The 22,034-nt window shown below is 45.9% G+C and carries 24 protein-coding genes; 8 read left to right on the top strand and 16 right to left on the bottom strand.

Features of this window, described 5'->3' with window-relative positions; genetic code table 11:
- Positions 1–90: 90 nt before the first annotated feature.
- Positions 91–2,298 carry a hypothetical protein gene (locus tag GC178_18230; protein ID MBI1289510.1) on the bottom strand — a complete coding sequence of 736 codons (2,208 nt, stop codon included), beginning with the start codon at positions 2,296–2,298 and terminating at the stop codon, positions 91–93.
- A gap of 119 nt (positions 2,299–2,417) precedes the next feature.
- Here GC178_18230 and GC178_18225 point away from each other — a divergent pair, with 119 nt between their 5' ends.
- The 5 genes from GC178_18225 to GC178_18205 all read left to right on the top strand — a co-directional run bounded on the left by GC178_18225 (position 2,418) and on the right by GC178_18205 (position 5,275).
- On the top strand, positions 2,418–2,792 hold the full coding sequence (locus GC178_18225; GenBank protein MBI1289509.1) for a helix-turn-helix domain-containing protein: 375 nt from the start codon (positions 2,418–2,420) through the stop codon (positions 2,790–2,792).
- Positions 2,793–2,813: 21 nt separating this feature from the next.
- Complete coding sequence (locus GC178_18220; protein ID MBI1289508.1) at positions 2,814–3,125, top strand: hypothetical protein; 312 nt, start codon at positions 2,814–2,816, stop codon at positions 3,123–3,125.
- A gap of 424 nt (positions 3,126–3,549) precedes the next feature.
- Entirely contained in the window at positions 3,550–3,840 is a 291-nt protein-coding gene (locus tag GC178_18215) for a hypothetical protein (GenBank protein MBI1289507.1), read from the top strand.
- 2 nt (positions 3,841–3,842) lie between these two features.
- Entirely contained in the window at positions 3,843–4,706 is an 864-nt protein-coding gene (locus tag GC178_18210) for an AAA family ATPase (protein MBI1289506.1), read from the top strand.
- A gap of 50 nt (positions 4,707–4,756) precedes the next feature.
- Positions 4,757–5,275 (top strand): hypothetical protein, encoded by a 519-nt coding sequence (locus GC178_18205; GenBank protein MBI1289505.1) that lies wholly within the window; start codon positions 4,757–4,759, stop codon positions 5,273–5,275.
- A gap of 22 nt (positions 5,276–5,297) precedes the next feature.
- Here the strand turns inward: GC178_18205 and GC178_18200 are convergent, their stop codons facing one another.
- From GC178_18200 to GC178_18185, 4 genes are all read right to left on the bottom strand, one after another.
- Positions 5,298–5,927, bottom strand: coding sequence for a DNA cytosine methyltransferase (locus tag GC178_18200; protein ID MBI1289504.1), 630 nt, complete (start codon positions 5,925–5,927; stop codon positions 5,298–5,300).
- A complete protein-coding gene (locus tag GC178_18195) occupies positions 5,924–6,682 on the bottom strand; it encodes a hypothetical protein (protein MBI1289503.1) in 759 nt (252 codons plus the stop codon). The genes GC178_18200 and GC178_18195 overlap by 4 nt, the downstream gene beginning before the upstream one ends.
- 8 nt (positions 6,683–6,690) lie before the next feature.
- Complete coding sequence (locus tag GC178_18190; protein MBI1289502.1) at positions 6,691–6,891, bottom strand: hypothetical protein; 201 nt, start codon at positions 6,889–6,891, stop codon at positions 6,691–6,693.
- A 263-nt stretch (positions 6,892–7,154) separates the two neighbouring features.
- Complete coding sequence (locus GC178_18185) at positions 7,155–8,090, bottom strand: tyrosine-type recombinase/integrase (GenBank protein MBI1289501.1); 936 nt, start codon at positions 8,088–8,090, stop codon at positions 7,155–7,157.
- A 243-nt stretch (positions 8,091–8,333) separates the two neighbouring features.
- Between GC178_18185 and GC178_18180 the strand changes: the two genes are divergently transcribed.
- Complete coding sequence (locus GC178_18180; GenBank protein ID MBI1289500.1) at positions 8,334–8,612, top strand: hypothetical protein; 279 nt, start codon at positions 8,334–8,336, stop codon at positions 8,610–8,612.
- A 113-nt stretch (positions 8,613–8,725) separates the two neighbouring features.
- Positions 8,726–9,097: a hypothetical protein gene (locus GC178_18175; GenBank protein MBI1289499.1), complete on the top strand. Its 372-nt coding sequence runs from the start codon at positions 8,726–8,728 to the stop codon at positions 9,095–9,097.
- A 483-nt stretch (positions 9,098–9,580) separates the two neighbouring features.
- On the opposite strand, the gene GC178_18170 is transcribed toward GC178_18175, so the two are convergent.
- Both GC178_18170 and GC178_18165 read right to left on the bottom strand, forming a co-directional pair.
- A complete protein-coding gene (locus tag GC178_18170; protein MBI1289498.1) occupies positions 9,581–11,161 on the bottom strand; it encodes a T9SS type A sorting domain-containing protein in 1,581 nt (526 codons plus the stop codon).
- A 37-nt stretch (positions 11,162–11,198) separates the two neighbouring features.
- On the bottom strand, positions 11,199–12,581 hold the full coding sequence (locus GC178_18165) for a hypothetical protein (GenBank protein MBI1289497.1): 1,383 nt from the start codon (positions 12,579–12,581) through the stop codon (positions 11,199–11,201).
- Between the two features lie 97 nt (positions 12,582–12,678).
- Between GC178_18165 and GC178_18160 the strand changes: the two genes are divergently transcribed.
- Complete coding sequence (locus tag GC178_18160; GenBank protein MBI1289496.1) at positions 12,679–12,912, top strand: XRE family transcriptional regulator; 234 nt, start codon at positions 12,679–12,681, stop codon at positions 12,910–12,912.
- Here the strand turns inward: GC178_18160 and GC178_18155 are convergent, their stop codons facing one another.
- The 9 genes from GC178_18155 to GC178_18115 all read right to left on the bottom strand — a co-directional run bounded on the left by GC178_18155 (position 12,913) and on the right by GC178_18115 (position 22,022).
- Entirely contained in the window at positions 12,913–13,767 is an 855-nt protein-coding gene (locus tag GC178_18155; protein ID MBI1289495.1) for a relaxase/mobilization nuclease domain-containing protein, read from the bottom strand. It lies immediately after the preceding gene.
- Entirely contained in the window at positions 13,733–14,221 is a 489-nt protein-coding gene (gene mobC / locus GC178_18150) for a plasmid mobilization relaxosome protein MobC (protein MBI1289494.1), read from the bottom strand. Before mobC ends, GC178_18155 begins: the two co-directional genes overlap by 35 nt.
- Positions 14,205–15,662: a type IV secretion system DNA-binding domain-containing protein gene (locus tag GC178_18145; protein ID MBI1289493.1), complete on the bottom strand. Its 1,458-nt coding sequence runs from the start codon at positions 15,660–15,662 to the stop codon at positions 14,205–14,207. Before GC178_18145 ends, mobC begins: the two co-directional genes overlap by 17 nt.
- Positions 15,663–15,829: 167 nt before the next feature.
- Positions 15,830–16,594, bottom strand: coding sequence for a hypothetical protein (locus tag GC178_18140; protein ID MBI1289492.1), 765 nt, complete (start codon positions 16,592–16,594; stop codon positions 15,830–15,832).
- A complete protein-coding gene (locus tag GC178_18135) occupies positions 16,591–17,694 on the bottom strand; it encodes a hypothetical protein (GenBank protein ID MBI1289491.1) in 1,104 nt (367 codons plus the stop codon). Before GC178_18135 ends, GC178_18140 begins: the two co-directional genes overlap by 4 nt.
- A gap of 94 nt (positions 17,695–17,788) precedes the next feature.
- Positions 17,789–17,980, bottom strand: a complete 192-nt coding sequence (locus tag GC178_18130; protein ID MBI1289490.1) for a hypothetical protein — start codon at positions 17,978–17,980, stop codon at positions 17,789–17,791.
- Between the two features lie 345 nt (positions 17,981–18,325).
- A complete protein-coding gene (locus GC178_18125) occupies positions 18,326–19,720 on the bottom strand; it encodes a hypothetical protein (protein MBI1289489.1) in 1,395 nt (464 codons plus the stop codon).
- 1,026 nt (positions 19,721–20,746) lie between these two features.
- Entirely contained in the window at positions 20,747–21,178 is a 432-nt protein-coding gene (locus GC178_18120) for a hypothetical protein (GenBank protein ID MBI1289488.1), read from the bottom strand.
- A 10-nt stretch (positions 21,179–21,188) separates the two neighbouring features.
- Positions 21,189–22,022: a hypothetical protein gene (locus GC178_18115; GenBank protein ID MBI1289487.1), complete on the bottom strand. Its 834-nt coding sequence runs from the start codon at positions 22,020–22,022 to the stop codon at positions 21,189–21,191.
- Between the last annotated feature and the right edge of the window lie 12 nt (positions 22,023–22,034).

The following is a 22,034-nucleotide window of genomic DNA, read 5'->3' as shown; positions in this document are numbered from 1 at the left end:
GACCACTGGACCACTGGGCTTTTCTTGTTGATCGTCAGTACGTTGAGTGGTCCATTTTACGATCGGACCACTGATGGACCACTGGACCACTCAACCGAACCGATGTTTGATCTCATTCATGCTTGATTCCAAGGTGTTCTGAACTTGATTCTGGATGGCCTTGTAATCGCCATCATCGACTATCCGATAGGAATAGCCTTTCTTGTACCTGTCCCCTCCCGATACAGTGAGGTAGCCCATCTGCAGCAGTTCTTTCGTATGTCGTTTGATGGTGCTGGGTGCGGTCCGCAGCCCTCTGGTTAGTTCTCTCTGATTGAACTCCGTTCTGTTGTTTTGCTTCATCCAATCTTTGAGCGTTTCCAAGTGGGAGCGGGTGGCATTCGGCAGCATGTCGCTCCGTGAAATAAGCAGGTTGAGCATGAGCCTGTTGGCTATCTCAATGTCCCTGATGTCGGTGATGAGGTATTCCTTTTTGCTTGTCCTGTCCAGCTTCTTTTCCCGTTGGTATTGATGAATGAGTGTTATCGCTTCGATCAGGCTGAGGTAGATGGGAACCATCCGTCTGACCTGTTGCACCTGTTCGGGCAACTTGATGAAAGGAGCGAACGGGTTTCTGATGGGATAGGGTTTGATGAGTCCCTGCGTGTCCTTCAATTTTTTTCTGGTCAGTTCCTCTTTCTGTAGGTCGATGTTGCCAGCGGCCAGTTGCAGTTGCCTTTCAACGATCCTTCTATCCTGTTCGGCATTTTCATCGAGATAGAGTTGGATGCTTCGATTGGCATTATCCTCATAGATGCTGTCCTTGGTCGTGGCACTTATCACGCTGACAGGTCCGTACACTTCTTTGAGTATGCTGACCATCGCGTTGTTCTTATCGCGAACCGTGAGAACGCGCGATACTTTCCGTTTGCTCTGTAGTTCCCGGATGATGTATTCGATTTCAGGGTCGAGGGAAAATCTATCCTGAATGAGCAAGACTTTATTTGAAAGGCTGTGCTCGTCCCAATGGTAGAGGCTTTTCTGACTGATGGAAGTGATCTCCATGTATTCCTCTGTGGGAATGCATCGGGCAACGGTTTCCATGAGAATGCTTTTCCCTGCTCCGCTCTTGGCATGAAGTACCACATTGAGCGGACTTCTGAGTTTTCTGGAGGTCATGGCCAGATAGAGGCTGAGGACATTATCCGCTTCTCCGGTGATACCGATGTGCCCAAGATCCTTCTCCAGATTGAAGAACAGTTCGGTGTCGCTCAGATAGTGGAGTGCCTGTTGTTTTCGGTTGCCGTCCAGATCATTGGAAAAAAGTGCTTGGATGCGTTTCGTCTGCTGTCGCAGTTCTTCCCGATGCTGCTCGAGTTCCTTTGTCAGAAGCTCGATGGCTTTCTGCATCTCTTCCGTCTCGGTGAAGAGGGTTTCGCTTGCGTTGGTAATGAGTTCAGCAACTCTGGTTCTGTTGTAGAGGTTCACGCTGTCCCTGAACCCTGCATCCTTCCGCTGTTCATGCGTGATGCGGATGGTGACCTTCAGTTCATCCAGTTTATCTGAAAGTCCACCGAGGATGGCGAACGTCAATGGTCCTTTTTGGAAGATAAGCCGTTCGGGGTCAGTGGTGTCGAGTGTGGTGGATGATGATAAAAATTCGGTTTCCTCAATGAGTTCCTCGAACGGGTCGCTGTCTCTGTTCGCTGGAAACTCAAAGGTGTTGAATGTGGTAATACCGATGTGTTCGGTAAGGAAGTTTTCGATGGATTGTCGGATGGCATCCGATAGGTAAGGGGTGAAACTTACCTCGGTCAGTTCGACCGAGTACATCAATGCCAATTGGTGATGCTCTGAAAACAGTCCATTTTCCAATGCCATGATGGCGGTCTCTGGACCCCTTGCATTACTTGCCACTTGCGCGGCCTCCAAAATGTTCTCAGTGATGATGATATGCTTTGTGTCTCCATTGGGAAATGCTGGGAAATAACCGAGGTTCTCATAGAGGTATTTCCCTTGTTTTCCTTTTTTGAGCGGTTGGGCGTAGAGGTTGACGATGGTCCCCTGCTCATTCTTCAAAGGGAATATGATATGGTTCTTGGCAAAACTTGAATAACGCTGGTTGTTCAGTTGCGTGACCAGACCGAGCTTGAGGCATTCTTTCAGATATGCTTCGTCCTTGTCCCGATGGTGTCTTCCTGTGTCCAGACCCACTTCGACCGCATCAAGGTCAATGCTCCGGTCCTTCAGCCACTTCCTGGTCGGAGTGCTAGTACGGAGGCTTATCTGAAAGCTATGGAAGACCTCTTTTAATTTCATAGACCCTTTGGGCTATTGTTGTGACAAATATAGACCCAATTTATCTAATGGCGCAACATTTTTAGACCCATTAGGATATTTATTGTCATTTTTGTGGTCATATCAATCTATTTTAGTCCATGGAGACCTACGAAGAGTTCCTTGAAACCATTCTGTTCAACATGCGGAAGCAGCGTGAGAAGCACGGCATGCGCCAGTACCAGATGGCGGAGAAGTTGGGTTACGAACCTGCGCTTTACAATAAGGTGGAGTTGGGAAAAAAGAATCTGCGACTGCCTACGCTGTTCGCGTTCTGCAAGGAACTGGATGTGCCTGTCTGTGATATGTTCCTTGCCAAGGAGTTGGAGGAACAACCGCTTTCATCCAAGCTCCGAAGGTTGATGGACATGCCGGAGGATGAACGCCTTGCCATTGAACGGATGATGGACATGGCGCTCGAAAGGCACGAGATGCTTGAGAAAAAGAAAGGTGGAAGTGCAACAGATAACGGCTAAAAAATCAAGATGGATGCTGATATGGATAATGAAAATGAGGTCGAAAACGACCTCGACATGGAATATGATATTCCTGCCAACTACGAGGTGGATGAGGATGGTGGAGACCGTGATGAGTTCGACCGTGGATACAGACATGCTTTTACTATCGGTTTTGCCGATCACGAACTGGCGAGGGAGTTCAAAGATGATATGGTGATCGATTCTTCACTTGCCCAGGGTCTGTATGAGGGATTCCGTGATTTCTTCAGGCAACGAGCGAAAGAAAATGAACGGATGGATGAGTTGGAAGAACAGAGGGCTCGAAACGTAGGGAGAACTCTAGAAAGGTAGCCGCTTTTAGACTATTGACAAACACTCATAATTATTATACCCTCTATATTAAGAGTATTCATTCAAAATGAGTTAAAGGCACCTTTAGCATCGCATCACAGGCGGTTCTAAACGTGCCTTTGTAACACACCGTCTTAGGTCACTTCAGTTCGAATCACGGTGTCAATTCAACTCATATCTTATGAATACTACAATACATCTCTGTGCCATATCCGGTTTCAGTTTTACCATGGCCATGTTCTTTCGAAAAATCATTGATAGGGATAGAAAATACTGGATACTCTTGGCTTTCTTGAGTTCCGTCCTTTTGGGTATTAGCGTTACCGCTGGACTAATGGCAATAATATCCGCAACCTGACGTTTAAATTGACGTTAAAGAGGTACTTCATAGTATCTCTTTTTTATTGCACAAAAAAGTAAAAACATGGAAACCGTAGAGATATTAGCACTTGTAGTAGGTACGATTACTGGATTCATCGCGCTCCTCCATTTTCAGCACGACAAAGGCAAAAAGCAACAGGATGTTGTAGTGAACTTCAATCCTGAGATAAAAGTTGAACCAATGTATACCGCTGAAGAAAAAGCGGTGTCCTCGAAACCAGTTGAACCCGAGCTGCCGGAGCTTAATGATGAATACTATAAGGAGCTTGGCTTGAACGTATACAGAGCCAAGAAGAGCGGTGATGAATTTGATATAAACTTCATAGATGATTAAAAATGGAGAATACTGCTTTCACAGTTATCAAACCTGGAAGTCCAACGAAGAATTTCGTCTCAGATGCAGAGTTTGAGAAACGTTTAATACTGCATCTTGTAAAAAATCGGATCGGTGTTCAAGCTCCTCTCATTCTAGCCATACAGGGTGCAACAGGTGAAGGAAAAACAAGTCAGACATTGGAGTTCTGCAAACGAATGGGGGTAACGGTGATTTTTCTCCATGGTTCCTCAATCGGCTCTGAACACGAACATGTACCTGTCCAATTGGTACAGAATGCCTACTTGGAGGCCAGTCGTCATTGGAAAATGAATTATCCAGCCATCCTGTTCCTTGATGACATTGACACCAGTATCGCAAGTGTTAAAGCTGGCCGGACGCACACCATTAACAGCAGCCTAGTGAACGGATTGTTAATGAATTTGGCGGATAATCCAACATCAGTTGGTAGCGAAAAGACGGAAAGGGTTCCTATCATTATCACAGGAAATGACATGACCAGTTTGTACAGGCCGCTGACAAGAACAGGTAGAATGCGGGTCTTTCCATGGGAGCCCGATAATCATACAAAACTCAGAATTGCTTGCTCAGTATTTGAACCAGTCTGTCCTGAAGGTGAAGATTTCCTACTGAAAGAAGTCCTCACTGAGTATTTGGACCAACCTATTTCGTTCTTCGTTGACGTCAGAGGAGAGCTGATTGACCATCATCTTATTCAACGAATCAACAGAATTGGCAAGTTGGACTTTGCAAATCTGGACAAGGGTTTTACCGGAATCGGTGATCAAATCCACGTACCGCTGGAGCTGATAAAACACAAATTGAAGCTGTTTTCAACTGCCAAAGTCAAAAACTACATCATATGATACAGCCAAAACTAAAACCCAGTCTCAGAATTCAGATACGTACTGAGTTCATGTACGAGCTGACGGTCAATATGATTAGAGCCTTTAACGTTTCACAGGAAGGAACCGTTCTGAACACCCTAAGAAAAGGGATTGTCGAACGCCCGTACTTCGATAGAATTACAGTTTACTTTCTAAACGATAGGAACAACATAGAAGGTAAAGCGGTTATCACCATCGACTGGAATAAGCATAGTGTATTTCTATCCACAGGGAAGGATACCGTGGAGCTTGACCCCAATCGACCCCTTATAGAACAGGTTTCCGAGGCAATTACGTATATCCAAAATCACATTCCAATAATGAAGCGATCTCTTGGTGTTAAAAAAAGCGAGGTATGGTATCACATCAAGAACGAAATTCAGAGCGACCAGAGCAAGTATGATGAAGCCAGAAAGTATTGCGGCTTTCCGGTTAATAAACAGACACCGCCAATCTGGGAAAAGAAGAACATTCGTAAGGTGAACTTAACGTTTACACCGTATGCTTTGGAAGAGTTTAACGTGGAGATTACGCATTTCGAGCATTAACATCTCCGAAAAGCAGATTGTCTTATCCAGCGTATTTCAGAACTTCTTGACACAACTCCTTAGGAACCTTCGACCGCTCATAATTATTCTTCAACCGTTCTGTCCCACCACTTGAACCCCGTGGAGCACTTTCATGACATTTTGCTCTTGGTCTGCACATCGGTTTAGGTTTCCAGTTTGGATTGTTCGTCCATATGTCGGTCGGCTTCATTCTGAAATCTCCGTACTGGCAATACGTTACCGTATGCCTGAATGGTAGATTCTGCATGAACTTCTGATGTCTCAGTTTCCCTCTTGGATTCTCAATGTACCAGACAAGGTTCGGGTTCAATTTCTTGTAATGTTTGATGAGGCTGAGGGTCTTCTTAACCAGTCTGATTCCCAGCAAAGCCGTTTCTGTCTGAGGAGTCGAATCTTTGCCTTTTCCCTTCCAATGCTTCCAGCATGAGGCTACACTGAACCCTGTACAAGGCGGTGAGGCCCAAATGACATCTGGTATGAACGGAATATCATCAGGCGTAAGTTCAAGTACATCTTTAACGAGGTTAATATTTTCGAACGGTTTTACATCCGTTGAGAACACTTCCATATTCAGTTTTTCTGCGGCCTTGCCGATGCTTCGGCTGCCCGCAAACAATTCTAATACTTTCAGATATTTTCATGGCCATGCTCACTTTCGGACTGACGTTCTTTTATCGCTTTGTACCTGTGATACAGGGTCATCCAAAGGCTGTAAGGGGTTCTAAGATTCTTTGTTTTGAGACCTGGGATAGAATATTCCTTCAGATGCGTTTTGCGATAGTCTGTGCTGTTTTCAAGTATGACCACTTCCCGTTCACCTTTACTGGTTCGTATCGCTTCCTTGTTTTCCAGTAACTGTCCGATGCTTCCTGCTTCGTTCAGATCCATTTCAAACTGCCTGATGTCGTGTTCGGTAAACCAATACCGATCTTCTTTTTGGGAGTCCGCCTCTTTTGTAGGAGTTTCTTTTGTTATCGGCATTTTCTGCGCTGGTGGCACAGCATGATGTGCTTTGGATTTTTGGGTATCCCCAGCGTTTCCACAGGGGTTTTTAAAACGGTAGAACAGGCGCAGTTTTCCTTTTCGTTCTTCTGGTTTTGAAAGTGACACACCTCTTTCACCACTCACTTCAATGAGTTTTTGTTTGATGAGTTGAGCAGTGGCATCGGTCAGAGCACGCTTTGAACAGCCCGTCTTTTCACGCAGCTGGTTGCCAGAGATCCAGTCCTTTTCTTTCCTTTTTCCCGTACGTTGGTCCTTCCATCCCCATGTTTGGCGGATGATGATGAGCAACAGTTTCAATTCTGCTGGTTTGAGTTTCGGCAGGTACTCATCAAAAAGACCGTTGGGAACAGGTGTCGTTCCTTTCAGTTCTTCGTGATTCATATTCGGTTTCAGCGTTCGATCTCAATGGCCGGAAGTTCCTTTTCCTCGTCCACGTCAAAGACATGGAACTCGGTATCGGGCTGATGGAACAGAGTGAGAAAGCGTGTGCCTTTCTCGGTCACACGCATCGTTCCCACCTTGAACCACAGGGTCTTTTCCTCGCCATCGATCTTCACTTGCTTTTTGGTGCAGACCTGTAGGTATTGCATAGCCTTTATGGTTAATTGCAGTAATGTTCGACCTACTTTGAGAAGGAGCGGTGCACAGGGTGACCGTGGCTGTAAAAGAAAGTACGACACTTCGACCGGAGGTACATCTTTTACGACACATCAGAACCTTTGATAAGGGTGACCTAAACAAGAACCTTATTGATAATTCATTGCCACGGTCACCCTGTGCACAGCTTTTTCCTTACTTCAAAGTATGTGAACATCATATCGGCTCAAATCAGCATTTGCAAGTCCTGTTCACGTTATGCTGCAAATCGGAACGCCTTGTCAATCATCGGCTGATTTTTCCGAGGTTGTTCTGGATTCTTAGGAAGGAATTTTTCCAACAGTTGTGTCTGTTCCTGTAGGTTCAGTCGCGTGTAGATCTCACTTGATGTGATGGATGAGTGTCCGGCAATGGTCTGAACATGATGGCGATTACCTCCTTCACTGATGATCCTGTGACAGGCTCCATGGCGGAATGCGTGAGGATGAATACGGAATCCGAGGAATTCTTCCAGTTCGCCACACCATCTTTGGACTGTTCGCGGAGTCAATCGGGTTCGTCTTTTCTGGTTTCGTGTCGTCATGGGTGTCTGAAACAGTTCGGTACGGTTGTTCAGATTGATGCGTACTCCCAAGTATCGGACAAGCAATCGATGGCATTCGTCATTCCACATCACCATGCGGAGTTTCTTCGTTTTCAATGTGGTGATATACGCGTGGTTCTTTTGGACGTGCACGTCCTCAAGGTTGAGCGAGAGCAGTTCTGAAATACGCATTCCCGTATTCCATAGCAGATGAAAAATGACCTTCTTCGTGAGTTCATAGAACTCATCCTCATCCAAACAGTCATCGATAAGATCAAACTGTTCCCTGCTGATGAACTTTCGAAAGGTCTCTGGAACTCTCGGCCCCTGTATCAACTCCCATGCTACGGGACTTTTTCTTTTGGCCGACCAGTATTTGAAGAAGGCTCGTAGTGAATTTGCATAATTCTCCCGTGTCTTTTCACTGTATCTGTCCTTCAGTTGCACGAGGAATTTTTCCACGTGTTCATCGGTGACCTGTTCGAGTTCAAGTTTCCCTACCCATTCTTCCAGTTTTTTCAGATTACACGTATATGTCCTGAGGGTGTTCCGGGCCAGACGGCTTGAACGGCTGTTAATGTAGCGCGTTATTGCGTTTTTAAATTTCATGGTAAAAAGGACCCACCAAAGCAATCAGCGGGCCCTTTGTACCTGTCCAATCTGCCGTTTCCGTGCTGAACCAGATAGTTATGACCCCGTTGTTGCTTTATTCCAGTCTAACGACTGAAAGACCTCTTGCGAGGCAACGGGTTATTCTTGTTTAGGTTGTTAATAGTATATACGACCATAGGCGAACGCGCAACCTGATTATCCACAGGCCACAAGCGTCTTTATTACCACACATCCGTTGAAATGTCAATAGAGGAAGCATCTGGCGTACCTGAACACTATCCGCTTCCAGACCTCCTCGCCCACGCTCCGGTCTGGGACACTTGCCCCGTTCCACCTGATACGCAGTTCAGGTTGACCGATGACAAAAGTCCCTTCAAGACCATGGAAGCCGTCCAGTCAAATTCGTTCCTCAGTTTGCAGAACCACTTCCCTTTGCCCGTACCCACTGTTCTCAATGTCCGTACGCTGTACCCTGAAGGCCTGTGTCCGTGCTTGGGTGTTGCTAAAAACCAAATGTAGCAGAGGTCGGAAAACGTGCAAGAAATGCTCCCTTTCAGGAATTCCTACTTGCACTCATTTCCTATTCCCTCTGCTATGGCCATTGGTGTTTATCAACTAACCCAATAAGCACTATGAACACAAAAGACCTATTGCGGATTACAAGCGAACTAAAGGACATCATGGAGAAACAGCAGGGCACCATCGCGGCAGCCGTGGCACAAGAGGCCTTCGATTACGGTGATGGCGACATCATTCCATTCTTCCGGGACCTTGCACGGCACGGATGCATCAGCGGCATGGTCAGCCAGCTCATCTACTATGTTGACACACAGCGTTTCTTCGATGAGCATTACGAAGAGATCGAAGACCTCCGTTTCGTGTATCTCGAAAGTGGTGGTGAGCCCCTCCGTATCGAGGGAGACCTGAAGAACGCACTGGCATGGTTCGGGTTCGAACAGACGGCTGAACGGCTTGTCGATGAATTGGAAATAGACCTCTCGTAGGTCTATTTCTATTTGTCTGAGCTATATTTGCTCAGGCGGAATTTAAGGGCTGTGGCAGGAATGGGTTTGGGGATGTTTTCAGATGGATTTTAGGATGAAATTACTTGCTGAGGTTCAGACTGCTGTAGCAGTGCAAGATAGCCTTGTTCCCCGAACGCTATGCTTATTCGTTGTACAAGGCGATCTTGGCAGGAGGAATCCTGCACCTCTTTAAAGCAAAAGACCCGAACCATCGGGTTCAGGTCTTTTGCTCAAGATTGAAGGGTCTATGATCAATTACATTCCCGCCCTGCATCTTCCAATCCGTTGATGTAATCTTTCCATCCTTTCTGTGAGTAGCTTTCAGGCTTACAGAGCTTTTCGGTTGCGGGTGAATTACCATGGCTACACTCATAGCATTTCTTGCAGGAACTGAAGGTGAATACTCCGATGGTTACGATGATAAGAGTTAGTTTTTGTTTAGTGGGTGTTCGGGTTTTTGGATTAGTGTTCAATTACTATTCGTTGCTGAAAGGATATTTCATCACCTCTCACTTCACATACAAACATGCCATTCGGAAGCGCTGACACGTCCATCAAAACAGGTGTTCCTTGAGATAGCTGACCAACGTATTTCTGAGAGACGATCAGTCCTAAGGAATTGACAATAGTGAGGGTCAGATTTTTCATAGAGGTGCTTGGGTTGGTGACAGCGAAGTGCCCATCAGATGGATTCGGAAAAACCTGAAACGATGAACCACCTTCTGCTTCGCTAATACCTACCGCTGATTGCTCGAAGATATATGCTGAACCTGCTGACGGGAGTACATTCTGACCATTGGCATCATGTCCATCCCAGATTGCACCGACCATGATCTGTTCACCTGAAATGGCCACTGAATTACCGAAATGGTCACCGCTTGATTTATCCGAAGCACTGAGTATTTGGGTGTAGTTCCAAGAACCCGTTGCATTACGTTTGAGCAGGTATGCTGCTCCTGCATCAGCAAGCGCGGGGTCAAAAGGTGTAGGCGCATCGTAATCCTCGGATTCTAAACCTATCAAGGCATGATCACCTTCCATGGCTACACACGTTCCGAATTCATCATAGGCTGAACCATTCGGTGCAATGACCTTTTGCTTTTGGATCCATGAACTGCCATCTTTCTCAAAGATGTAGGCCGCACCGGAGCTTGGTCCTGTGATCTGTCCAGAGAGGTTGTAGTCCTGACGGTATGCTCCAATGATTGCTCGGTTTCCATCTAAGGCAACGGCACTTCCAAAGTTGTCACTGTCATTTCTATCTGATGCAACCACTTTCTGATCAACATTCCAGTTGCCCGTTCCGTCCCGGGAAACGAAGTATGCTGCACCTGTGTGGTGGATGAAATCTCCCTCGTTCTCATCATAGCTATTTCGTGTTGCACCGACTAAGGCCGTGGTGCCATCAATATCTACGGAGTAACCGAAATAGTCGCCACTATTTGAATGAAGCCAGTACGCTTCATTCCAAACTCCGCTCCCTGAAAGCTCAAAGAAATACACCGTATTGAAGTCATTGCCAATAATGGCGTAATTGTCTGAAATGGCTATGCTACGACCAAAGTGGTCGTAGGCGGTTCTGTTAGAGGCAACGAGCTTTTGTACCTCAGTCCATGTACTCCCAGTTCGTTCAAATACATATACCGCTCCTGCCTCTGTCATGGTGTTGCTGCCAGTAGCATCTTCATCCTCACCCCATGCCCCTACAAAAGCATAATTGCCTGACATACTCACAACCGAACCGAAGTAGTCCATTGATGCACGGTCGGAAGCAACCAACTTTTGTGTTTCTTGCCAGCTATTGCCACTTTTCTCTGAGAAGTAGACAGCCCCCGCATTCTCGGTATAGTTCGAACCACTGGCATCAAAGTCTTCAGCCATGGCACCTGCGATAGCGTAGTTTCCAGATATGGCGACTGAGCTTCCGTAGTTTGCATCCTCGTCTCGGTCGGAAGCGGTCAACTTGGCAATTTCAGTGTAGTTCTGAGCAAATAACCCAGAAGAAAATCCGATGCTGAGGGTTAATAGTATGAGCTTCTTCATATGTATATATTGAGTTAATGATTACTGTGAGCGAGGTTCAATCGACACCAAAAGCATACATGAATTTCTCTGTGGCAAAGAAGTACTCTCCAGCAGGAAGTGGTGAACTTGTTACAATGGCGAAAACACCATTACCGAGCGGTTTGAAACTGACAGATAGATTTCTGTCCTCGCTCTCAGCACTGGTTCCGAACCAGTTGGCCTTCGTTGAAATGTATTCTCTACGGTCTTTTCGGTCATTGATGGTGAACTGATAGAGACTGAGAATGTTTGAGGGATCTTCCTCGCCTTTTGTCCAAATGACCGCCAATACCTGTGAACTGCCATTGAATCGCTTAATGGACCTGAGACCATTGAGGTAATACAATCCTTGACCACCTGAGATCGTAACCCGTGCCTGTGTGTTCAAAGCAGATTTCTCAAACTCATTGAGCGAGCCGTTTGATGTGGTGCACCAATATGGTTGATCAGTGAAGCTCGGTTTTGCCACATTCTTACCGCTGTTCATTGATTCCAAGAATGAGAACTTGGTAATTGCGACACCTGTACCTGCTGAGAGCGTGCTGAGACTCGCACCGTTTGCTGCTCCAATGGCAAGTTCTACCAGTTTCAGAATATGCTTGCCGTTCTCAACATTCTTTGCACGAATGACGACTTTATTGTCAAAGGTTTTGGCAAGACCATCCTGATAGACCTTGATGAGCTTTTCCCTGCCATTGGTCGGAAGTACCACCGTCAGATCGGTGCCGTGTGCTTCAAGGTCGACATCAGCCCGATTGAGGTCTTTCAGAAAGAACTCGTATTTCATGGTTGCTCCCTGTCCTTCCTGCACAGTGAGACTGAGTTTTTCGAGTTTATCCGAAGCGAAACTCAAATTCTGCTTGGTAACATCAGGTGAAAAACCCGTGACCGACTTTGATAATTCTAAGAGTATTTCTTCCAAGGAAGTGTACGTGTACCTGCTGTTGTCTATCTCTTTGGCAGTATTTGAAGCATTCTTGAGTGCTTCAATCAGAAGCGATGCCTGCTCGGAATCCGTCACATCCATCTTGAGTTTGGGTACATAGCGGGACACCTCACCTTCTTCCAGTTCTGTGACCAGTCGTCTGTTGTGCTCCATCGGCACCAATACCTTCATCATGTCACGCTCCAGGACCTGCTCCAATTTGAAAGGATCAATGTCAGCAAGATTGAGGCGGTAGGTCACGGATGATCTTCTGCTTTTGGTATCGGTAGTTGTCTGCTCAATATCAACGATCGAACCTGATCGGATGTGAAGGTTCTGGTCGATGGTGTATTTGATGGTGCGGATCTGTTTCAGGTTGTCCTTAATCGATGCTATCTGTGAATCAAGGGATTGTGAGAAGCAGGAATTCATGCTTACGATGAGCATGGTTGAAATGAAAAATCGTAGGGCCATGGTGAAGTATTTCTATCGCAAGTATATAAAATATATGCATATATGTTGTATGCACATATTAAGTACCAAATGAGCAGGACGAGAAGTAATCTCGTTCATGGACGAAAACACACCTGATTCCCGTACGGGAAAGATTGCCGCACACATCAAGAAGTTGAGAGAAGAAGCGGGCTATACCTCGCATGAGAGCTTTGCTTATGACCACGAAATCAATCGGATGCAGTATTGGCGTCTTGAAAAGGGGGCGAACATGAGGCTGTCTAGTCTGTATCGCATACTGGACATTCACAAGCTGACTTTGGAGGAATTCGCCAAGGGAGCAGGTATTTGATCATATTTCTCTATCGTCCAGTTCCCGTTCGTTGTCATTGTCTTCCCGTAACTGCTCCAGCTCATTCAATCGCTCGTTCTGTTTGTCCAGTTCCTCCATTAACTGCTTTTCGATGCCGAGACGGGAAAAACGCATCTTTTTTCCCTCGTTTTCCCAAAGTACGCCCTGAAGCTGGCCTTTGTGGTCGTATGTCCTTAGTCCGTTGGATTCCAGCCGTTGCCTGAAATCCTTTGAGCTTTCAGACAGTCGGAATATCTCCTTTACGCTTTCCGAGAGTTCATCCCGTGTCAATTGAAGGTCGGGGTTTCTTTTCTCCTTGTAATATGCCTTTTCGGAATGCAGTTTCTTTCCGTAGTTCTCCGTATCGATGCCGATGGAAAGCTCTGGATACCGTTCGCTCATGTACCGTAGCATGTGCATATGGACCTCGCGTAATTGTGTCTTGGTCTGTCGGGTCGAGGTCTTGGACATGAGCTCATTCCCGCTCACGATCAGGTGGGTATGAAAATGTTCTTGGTCCACGTGGTGGGTGCCGAACGAGATGGCATTGGGAAACGCCTTATCGATGTACTCTTTCACAAGGTCATCCATGATCTCCATATTGACCTTTTCCCTGTCTAGCGGATTGATGGACAGAATGACGTGCCTTGCCTTCGTTCTGTTCTTTCTCGTTCGAGCGTGATCAGCAAAGTTTGACTGCAATTGCATTGAAATATCCCTCAGTTCAGTAGAGTAGAGATTATGGAAAATCCCCTGTGTGCGGTGATCGGTAATGCGCCCCTTGTCGATGGCAATGTAATTGACCACGTTTTGAATGGCGTTATAGCTCCGTATCGGCAATACCTTGATGATCATGGAACCATTGCTTTATTCGCTGATAATCATTCGGGTTATTGAGTATGTACTGTTTCAGAACATCCAAAATGTTCGGTGGCAGGGTCATGGTCTCGACCACCGTTCCTTCTAACTGCATGAGCAACTGCTGCATCCGTTGGATGTCCTGCATACTCACCTCCCGACACGTATTGATGTGCCGCACAACCTGATTGATGTTGGTGCCAACCTTCCTGAACTGCACCGCCATGTCCTTTAGTTTTTCATCATTGGGAAGCACGTAGCCCGTACCTTCCATATCCGACTTGACCAAGGCTTTCAGGTAGCTGTTGACGGTATACCCCTTCTTGGCGGTATGAGCCGTGAGTTCTCTTGCCTGCTGATTGGGGAATGAGACCGAGTAGGTGCGGTTCCGTTTTAGGAAGCGTTCCTTGCGTTCCCTTGCCCTTTTGCGTTTTTCATCCGACCTTGGCATGGTTGCGTTTCTTGGCTATCAGTTCATCAATATCCATCAGTTGGAGTTCTGTCGGAACGCTTCCTACAATAGGAGCAAGTGGCAATTCACTTATTGCTCGCATTTTCCGGTCTTTGTAGTAGGGTTTTACTCTGACCTTCATTGGTGCGTGTGGACCTGCGACAAGCATTGCATGTTCCGCATCCAGGTGGATGAGTTCCGGCACGGTCATTACTTCCCGCGTGCCACGACCTTTGCCGTCTTCACGTTCAAACGTCCATTTGCCGATTCGCTGTTCAAGTTCTCTGGCCAGATCGGTTTCCATTCCTGGGAATATCAGCTTGCTCCAACAATTGGCCATGATGGTCTGTGCATCATGGTGGCCATAACGCTCTTCCAATTGAGACCTGTTTTGAATACAACTTATAACTGACACATCATATTTTCTGAGGTTAGCAAGTGCCTCTGGAAACCCTTTTACAGTAAACGAACCCATCTCATCCGCAAGTACATGTATAGGTAAATCTCCCCTATCGGGAAGTTGCTTCATGAATTCTCGGAACATGAAGGTGAACAGCATCTCATAGATGAATGCATGGTAATTACTCATGACATCCGTCCAGATATACAGAGCAGTTTTCTTCTTTCTGAATACTGAGAAATCCAACGTATTGACGGAAGTACATCGGGCAAGTTCATCATCGGAAAGGGCTTTAAGTGCGGTCTGAATTGTGCTCAGAATATTGGCAAGCACTTTCGTGTCCTGACCAATTAACGCTTTGTACTCATGGAACAAACGGTCGTCTGCGTAGAGCGAACAGAGTTTATCGACCTTGGTGGAAGCGAGCATCTCATCATTGAGAATCTTGAGATTAACGAGGTTATGATATTGCTTCGGAAGTTGTTTCAATAAACGTATCTGAATAGCGGCAGCCCTTGCTGCTGAACTTGGCCAGAACACATCCTTACTGCCACGCATCTGAGAGGCCATGAGCATGTCGGCTAGCATGTTTATCTCGGTGGAAGTATTCGCCAACTCAACAGGATTGAAGCCCACCGACATGGTGTGGTCTTTCGGATTGAACACGAGTACGTCATTTGTATGCTGTGACCAGATCCCTGAACTTTTGGTATGTCCTTCCTGTGCTGGGTCAAGGAATATAATCGAGCAATCTTCCTTAGCAAATTTTATCGCGCTGGGAAGTAGCGTTGAAACGGTCTTTCCTGAACCTGTATTGCCGATGACCAAAGCGTGCATACGCGAGTGTTCCCGACTTAACCTCCCTGCTCCCATATAGAACCCTGTCAGCCACGGTTTGAGGAGTTTGAACGGACTGCCGAGATTGTCGTCATAGTCCTGCTTGCGTTTTTCTTTGGTCAGATGCACCAGAACAGCTATGCCGATAAAAAGGACGGCCAGATGCCAGAGTTTTGGTGTTCCGTATTGAAGTATATAATCCATTGTGTTTCTTTTAATCGATTAATGTTCGAATAAGTGTCTCGATGGCGCGAAGAAGGAATGCGAGTGCGTGCAGCATCATCGTGAAAAGCCAGAGAATGAGCCGCCCGGTCAGCTTTATCACTGACCAAAGGGCATCCCAAAATCCAGCATCATTTCCCTTTCCCATATCAGTATCCTGAATGGTTGATGGCTCCATGGATGTACACTTCAGCTCCGAGTTCCGTCAGTCGGTTCTTCGCATAGTTTGCACGAAGACGGTACTCGGCATCATCTTCAGCATTCCTGGGTCGGTGGATCAAATGGACATGGATGCCGCTTAGATCCGTCAGATCATAAGCTCCGTCAATGCCAGTCCATAGATGTGGGCTGTCTATTTCCAGACCTTTGTGATTCACAGAATGAGAAATCCAATTGTCTTGAGGAGTGTTTTGACCTAGGTCGCTATAAACAAATAGCTCCCGGTCATCCATCGGGTATTGTTGCAGATATAGGAGTTCCTGTATGAGTGGTTCCATGACGGCAGTGTGTCCATAGCCTGTTCGCTGAATCGCAATGGCATTGAGCGTAGTGGTCAGCTCTTCTTCAAACTTTCGGATGCGGTTTTCACGAAAGAGTTCGTTGTCCTCAAAGTTCCATGTAGAAGGATTGCTCCAATCCCTATATGTTTCAAGGGTCAGAATACTGACATCCTCATTGACAACATCGCTGACCTTGCGGATGCGGATATTCCTTCCCTCTTTCAGTTTATCCCAAGAGAAACTGTTCTCCGTGACGATGCTGATAGGTTCAAGGCCGAATGTATCGGTACGATCGATCAGATACGATGCCCGATATATGGGCCGATGTGGTGTTCTGCATAGGATAAGATAAGTGGGTACACCTATGGCCGTCAACACCAGAACGATGATAAAGATGATTATGGCGTGTTTCATGATTGTGAATTTTGAATGTGTCCTTTTCTATCAATGAATTCTGCGTTGAGCGGTGAGATGTCGGTGATGAATACATCATCGCCTTCCCGTTGGTCGGTTCTGCGTGAGTGATAGACCACCTGCCATTTGTTCGCTGTCGAACGGAAATGATCGTCCAAGTACTGTTCAAGTGATCGAGCGTTGTCCATTGTGATTAGCCGTGAACCGAGACGGCCGCTGCGTTCATTTTTCGTGGTGCGTATCTTTTCTTCCAGTTCCTCCCTGTCCTTTTGGAGGGCATCATATTCTACAAACACCCTGTTTATATCGGCAACCCTGTCTTTCTTCTCGCGGACATCCTCTGCCAAAAACTCACTGACCCAAGCAGCCATGGAGAAGAAGAACGAGAGAGCTGCAAGTACCAACGGACCATAAAGCGACCCTCCGTCCTGCATTTGCAGATAGGCGTGTCGCGATATACCGAGAATGATGGCTACCCCTCCGAACACAGCTGCACCGACAAGTACCCAGAACAGCTGTATCCGACTGTTGTCGCTGGTCTTGATCCTCTTATTGAGGAACTTGCTGAAATAGTATTTGCAGCCGTTCAATAGGAGTGCTGTCCCGTAGGCCAAAAGCCCTGACCCGCCCAGAATGCGGAGTGCGGGTGCTTCGAACAACATGTCCAGCCCCAATAGGATAAAGGGGGCGAGGAGGAGGAGTTTCTCGTATCCATTCAGAGGGGTCGCCCGCTCCCTTTCATTGGCGGGATGTTCACTTATTTTCTTCTTAAGATCTCCGAGTTTTATTCCAAGTTCATTCAGATGTTGACTGAATTCCTTGGCCTCATGATTCCCGATCAATCCAGCACTCTTTGCGTTTAAGGCAAGGTCAATGTCAGCCCGTAGTTGACGATATTCCTGCCGCAATTCCTCGACCCGTAATTGCAGTTCGGGTAGTTTTATCCGGTAGTCCCGTTGGCTCAAGGTTTCCGCATCGATAAGGGCGTGTTTACGTATCCGATCGGCCTTGGCCTCAAGTTCCTGTTTGAGCCGTCTGTAATGATCCATGTCAGCCTCGACATGGGTGCTCAATTGCGTATTCTGTCGTATCAGGTTCATTGTCGTTCGTTTTTTTGTGGTTCTGTTTTGAGTTTTCTGATGTGTTATTTGAATTGTATCATGACCCCAGATGGGGTTCAAGCCATTTGGGCTTTCACCGCTGCGGGCCGTCACGATCCCTATTATTGGTCGGTCTTTTGTTCTTTGCCCTTTCTTGCGCAATGGTACGTTCTGCCCACCATTGGCGTAGTTGAGCATTGAGGTTGAGATGTCGTCTTGATGCGACCTCACCGATGGTTTTTGATTGCTGTTTCTCCTTCATTTCCGTTGCTTTTGAGTGTTTCATTTCTGTTATGAACCACAGCAACTGAAGGGTGTCGCTTTTGCCTGTCTTTAGGGCTGAAAAACTGAAGGAACTTTGGTCAGGAGATTTCCTTGACTTTTATTGCGCACTATGTTATTATATGCGCAAGCTTGATTGGTCAGGGTTCTGACCTTTCTTTGGTTCCTTCAGAATTCCAGATCCTTTAAGCTAGGCCCGCGATTAGAGTCGCGGGCTGTTTTGCATTTCAGCAGAACGTGCTTCAGGTGCTGTAATTCGTTGGGAACAAATTTTTCTTGAAATATGTAAGAATTCCGAGGAGACGAGGTCCGTTTTTCGGACACGGAGTCCGCTCTGTAATTTTTGAACTCAGACCTGGTCAGAATTCGCCATGAGAAGGTCTTTGATTCTATTGATCACCTGGTCTTTCTTATGTCTACCATCGGCAGAAATTCCGAAATAATCGTAAATCGGGCCCATCATTGTATTCGTGAATTTGGTTTTTCCAACTTTGAGTTTCTTGTACATCCATTCCACAGGTCGGTCATGATTCAGCATCAGAAACCTGATTCGTTCCCACTCTTCATCCGATACTTTGACCTTGGTTCCCGCAATACGGTCGAACTCTTTTTGAATCTTAGACCTCGCGTCCCCCGTCAGACCGAGTTTCATAATGTCTTTGTCACTTTTAACTGCTGACCGATATACCTGTTCCCGCTCTTCATTTTTTTGCTTCAGTTGCTTTTCATACCGTCTTTCTGTTCGAGCTACCTTTCTCACATGGCGTTCATTCTGAATGCTGAATACACTTTTGAGTTTACTGAACCGTATCTCGAAAGTCTCCAGTATTGCATTCCATTTGGTTCGTTGCTTCCTGTAAAAAAGCCCCCCAGCGGTCAAGAGGGCGATGGTAAGACCTACCATCAGGCCCAGCAGTCCCCATATCCATTTGCGCTTCTCCGATTCCTTTTGTTGAACAACCATCATTTTCTCATGGTGATGGTTCAGGCTGTCAACGGCCCGGTCTAATCGAAACTCATATTGTTGCTGATCTGATATGAAATCCGTATAAACGTGTATCGGGTTGATACTGTCTCTGCGTTGGATGGCCTCCTTAAAGTTGTACAAGGCTTGGCGGTAGTCTCCGTTCAGCTCTGCAGCATCGGACATGACACCGTAAGCCAACATGATCAGAGTTGGAACCTTACTTTTATTGGCATACTTGATAGCTTCACTCGACATGTCTATTGCCATCTCAGCATTGCCGAGGGCAACGTGACAAATGCTTGCTCCTAAGTAGGTTTTCGCCCTTGCGTAATCTATCTTTTTGCCAGGTGCCGAATTGTGAGCCGCAACAAAAAGGTCCAACGCTTCTTCATACTGCCCCATCTGAATATGACTGAACCCTGCCAATGTTAGAATCTCATTGTAGAAAAGGAGATACATCGTATGCCTACCATCCCTGATAGGAATACCGCGCAAAAGATTCCTCGCAATACGGAAATATGCCAGTACATCATCATATTCTCCCCTCGTCAGTTCTTGTTCTCCCCTCGTCAGTTCTTGCTGACCCAACCTGTAAATGAATCCGAGTTCGTTGATGGTATCCCTGTAGACCCTGCTCAGATCCAAACCGTGACCGAAATAATATGTGGCAGAGTCGGGTTGATTGACCCGCGCAAATAACTTTCCAATGGTTTCAGAATATTGAAGCTGGAACGGTACGTTACTGCATTGCTGTGCATGAGCACGTACTTCAGCCATGGTTGTGAAGGCCTCTCCCGTCCTTCCCAATTCCACTAAAACATCACCCATACTGAGCATCAACCATATTCTTGCGTGCTCCTCCGAATTTGTCGGTAACTCTTCCAAACATTTCCTGAATGAGTACAGAGCTGAATCAAACTTTTGGCTTTCAGAATAGGAATACCCCAACTGCTCAACTGCCCTGGATCTTAATTCAGAATCTCCAATACTGTCAGCGTAGACAATAGCACTTTTCGCACTCGAAATTCCGCAATTCGTAAAGTCGATACAATTCCACCCAATGGATTTGAGTCTCTCAACTACAGAATGAAGTGCATACCACTGAGCTATATTAGGGACGGATTCCAATGGCATGATCAGATCACAGATGGAATCAAGCCGAAACAAGTAACTAACATCTCTTTGGGCAAACCAGTCAACCTCTTGAACGAACCTGTTCTCCAGATAAACTCTGGCCTGTAACGGATCCAATTGGATAGTATCACCGCGGATGATCGGCTCAACTCTCAGAATATCAACGGGGGTTGTATCGGGCACAACACAATCTGTTGATTCTGAGTGATCATATGTGCAACCAATGATCGACAATGGAACCAAAAGCCTCGCAATAAAGAAACGGTCCAGATTCATGAGCAGATTCTCCTACCCCGATGGATGGAATCCAAATTTAACAACTTGAAAATAGAGATGAGAGGGTATCTGGAAGAAGATAGGACACCTAAATATTAAAATGCAAGAATAGGTCAATCTCCCTTCTTGTGCTTGTGTGGCTTAAGCGATGGCGTATTTCCCGGAGTATCTTTATTATCCCGCTGACGTCTGTCCGGCTTTCCTGTTGATTTAGCGGTTCTTTTTGGCCCTGGCTTGATTCCCATGATTCCCTTCTTTATGATTTACACTACAAATTATGTAAATATTTTTGAAACTCCTGACCGTGGAAGGTGGCTAGGTGGTCCGTTGGATCTTTTGGTCTTTAGAACAAACCGTAGTGCATTTTCCCTGAAAACCTGTCCGGTAAATCGTTTATTCTGTAGTGGTTTTCCTGGAAATTTTATCCGTTGCAAACAGATAAAGAAGACAAAGGATGGTAAAAAAAACTGGAGAATATCCCCAAGCTGTATCAAATGTTATAACCTTAAGTCTATCATTTTCGAGTCCTCCTGACAAGAGCACTTCACCGAACATTAAGTTGATTCCAAAATTAACTACAAACAAGACAACTACTCCCATAAGCGCAAATAGGCCGTAAACCATTTTCTCATTCCTATTCAAAGTACTTATCAGGGCTCCAAAAATCACAGAGCCCAACAACCCGAAAATCAAAGATGCCGCATGAATCACGCTAGGCACAATTGAAGTATTTAGAGTGACAACCTTGAATGTCAAACTTAATGTTGCAACGATTCTAAAAGACAATAAATAAAAGCTAAGTCCTATGAATACTATCTTTTTCATTCCAAGCTAATTAGTTCGGTGTAAATAGAATGAAGTCGTTCTTTTCTTCAGTAACACTTCCATCCTCGTTTATGACTCTCTTCGTTGAAGGAACTTCTATGATACGGTATCTGGGAGGATCATTTTTAAGTTTGGGTCTGTACATATGCATTAATCCAGCGCGCTTGTCATCACGCCCAGCGGTGATTCCAATAGATCTCGCAGCACCATCAGAATCTGGGTCTCCTCCCGGTGCAACCGCACCAAGACACCCCAAGAAACTTGGGTTGTAACCACACTCATATCCAATCTCAAATTCCTGATCCGTTAGACGTCCTTCTCTATATGATCCAAGTAATTTCGCATAGTCTTTTATTAGAACCCCGTGTTTTTCTCCAATTTGTTTATTGGCATCAGCGTCTTTGTAGTCACCTGACTTTGCAACCTTTTCATAATCTTTCAAGAATTTCTGCTGGTCTGCAACAACATAGACATCATCGCTTCCATCTTCTACATCTACTAAGACTTGGCCACTTTTATTTGCGAATTTAGTAGTGTCTCCCAAAGGGTCACTATACATAATCGGGTTCAATGAGAATGCAGAGTAAAAACTGAACGAGGGGTGTCCCTTGGGATCCAGATTCCATCTACGTCCCAACCTCGTATCGTACTGCCAGAACTCAGCAGTATAGGAATTTCCATTGCCAGCTACCTCATCATCTTTTTCCTGTCCTTGGAAGCCGAAAACATAACTCCTACGTGCTTTTTCAAAACTATACTTTAAGGTCAGTTCATTTTTTTGGCGTACCGCCTTTAGTTCAGGCAGTTGGTCAGCTTGGTAATATGATAGTTTTCTGCAACCCATTTTTCAGAGTTG

It is taken from the genome of Flavobacteriales bacterium, from assembly GCA_016124845.1.
Classification (GTDB): Bacteria; Bacteroidota; Bacteroidia; order UBA10329; family UBA10329; genus UBA10329.
The sequence above is the reverse complement of the archived record's forward strand: the minus strand, read 5'-3'. Positions and strand labels throughout refer to the sequence as shown.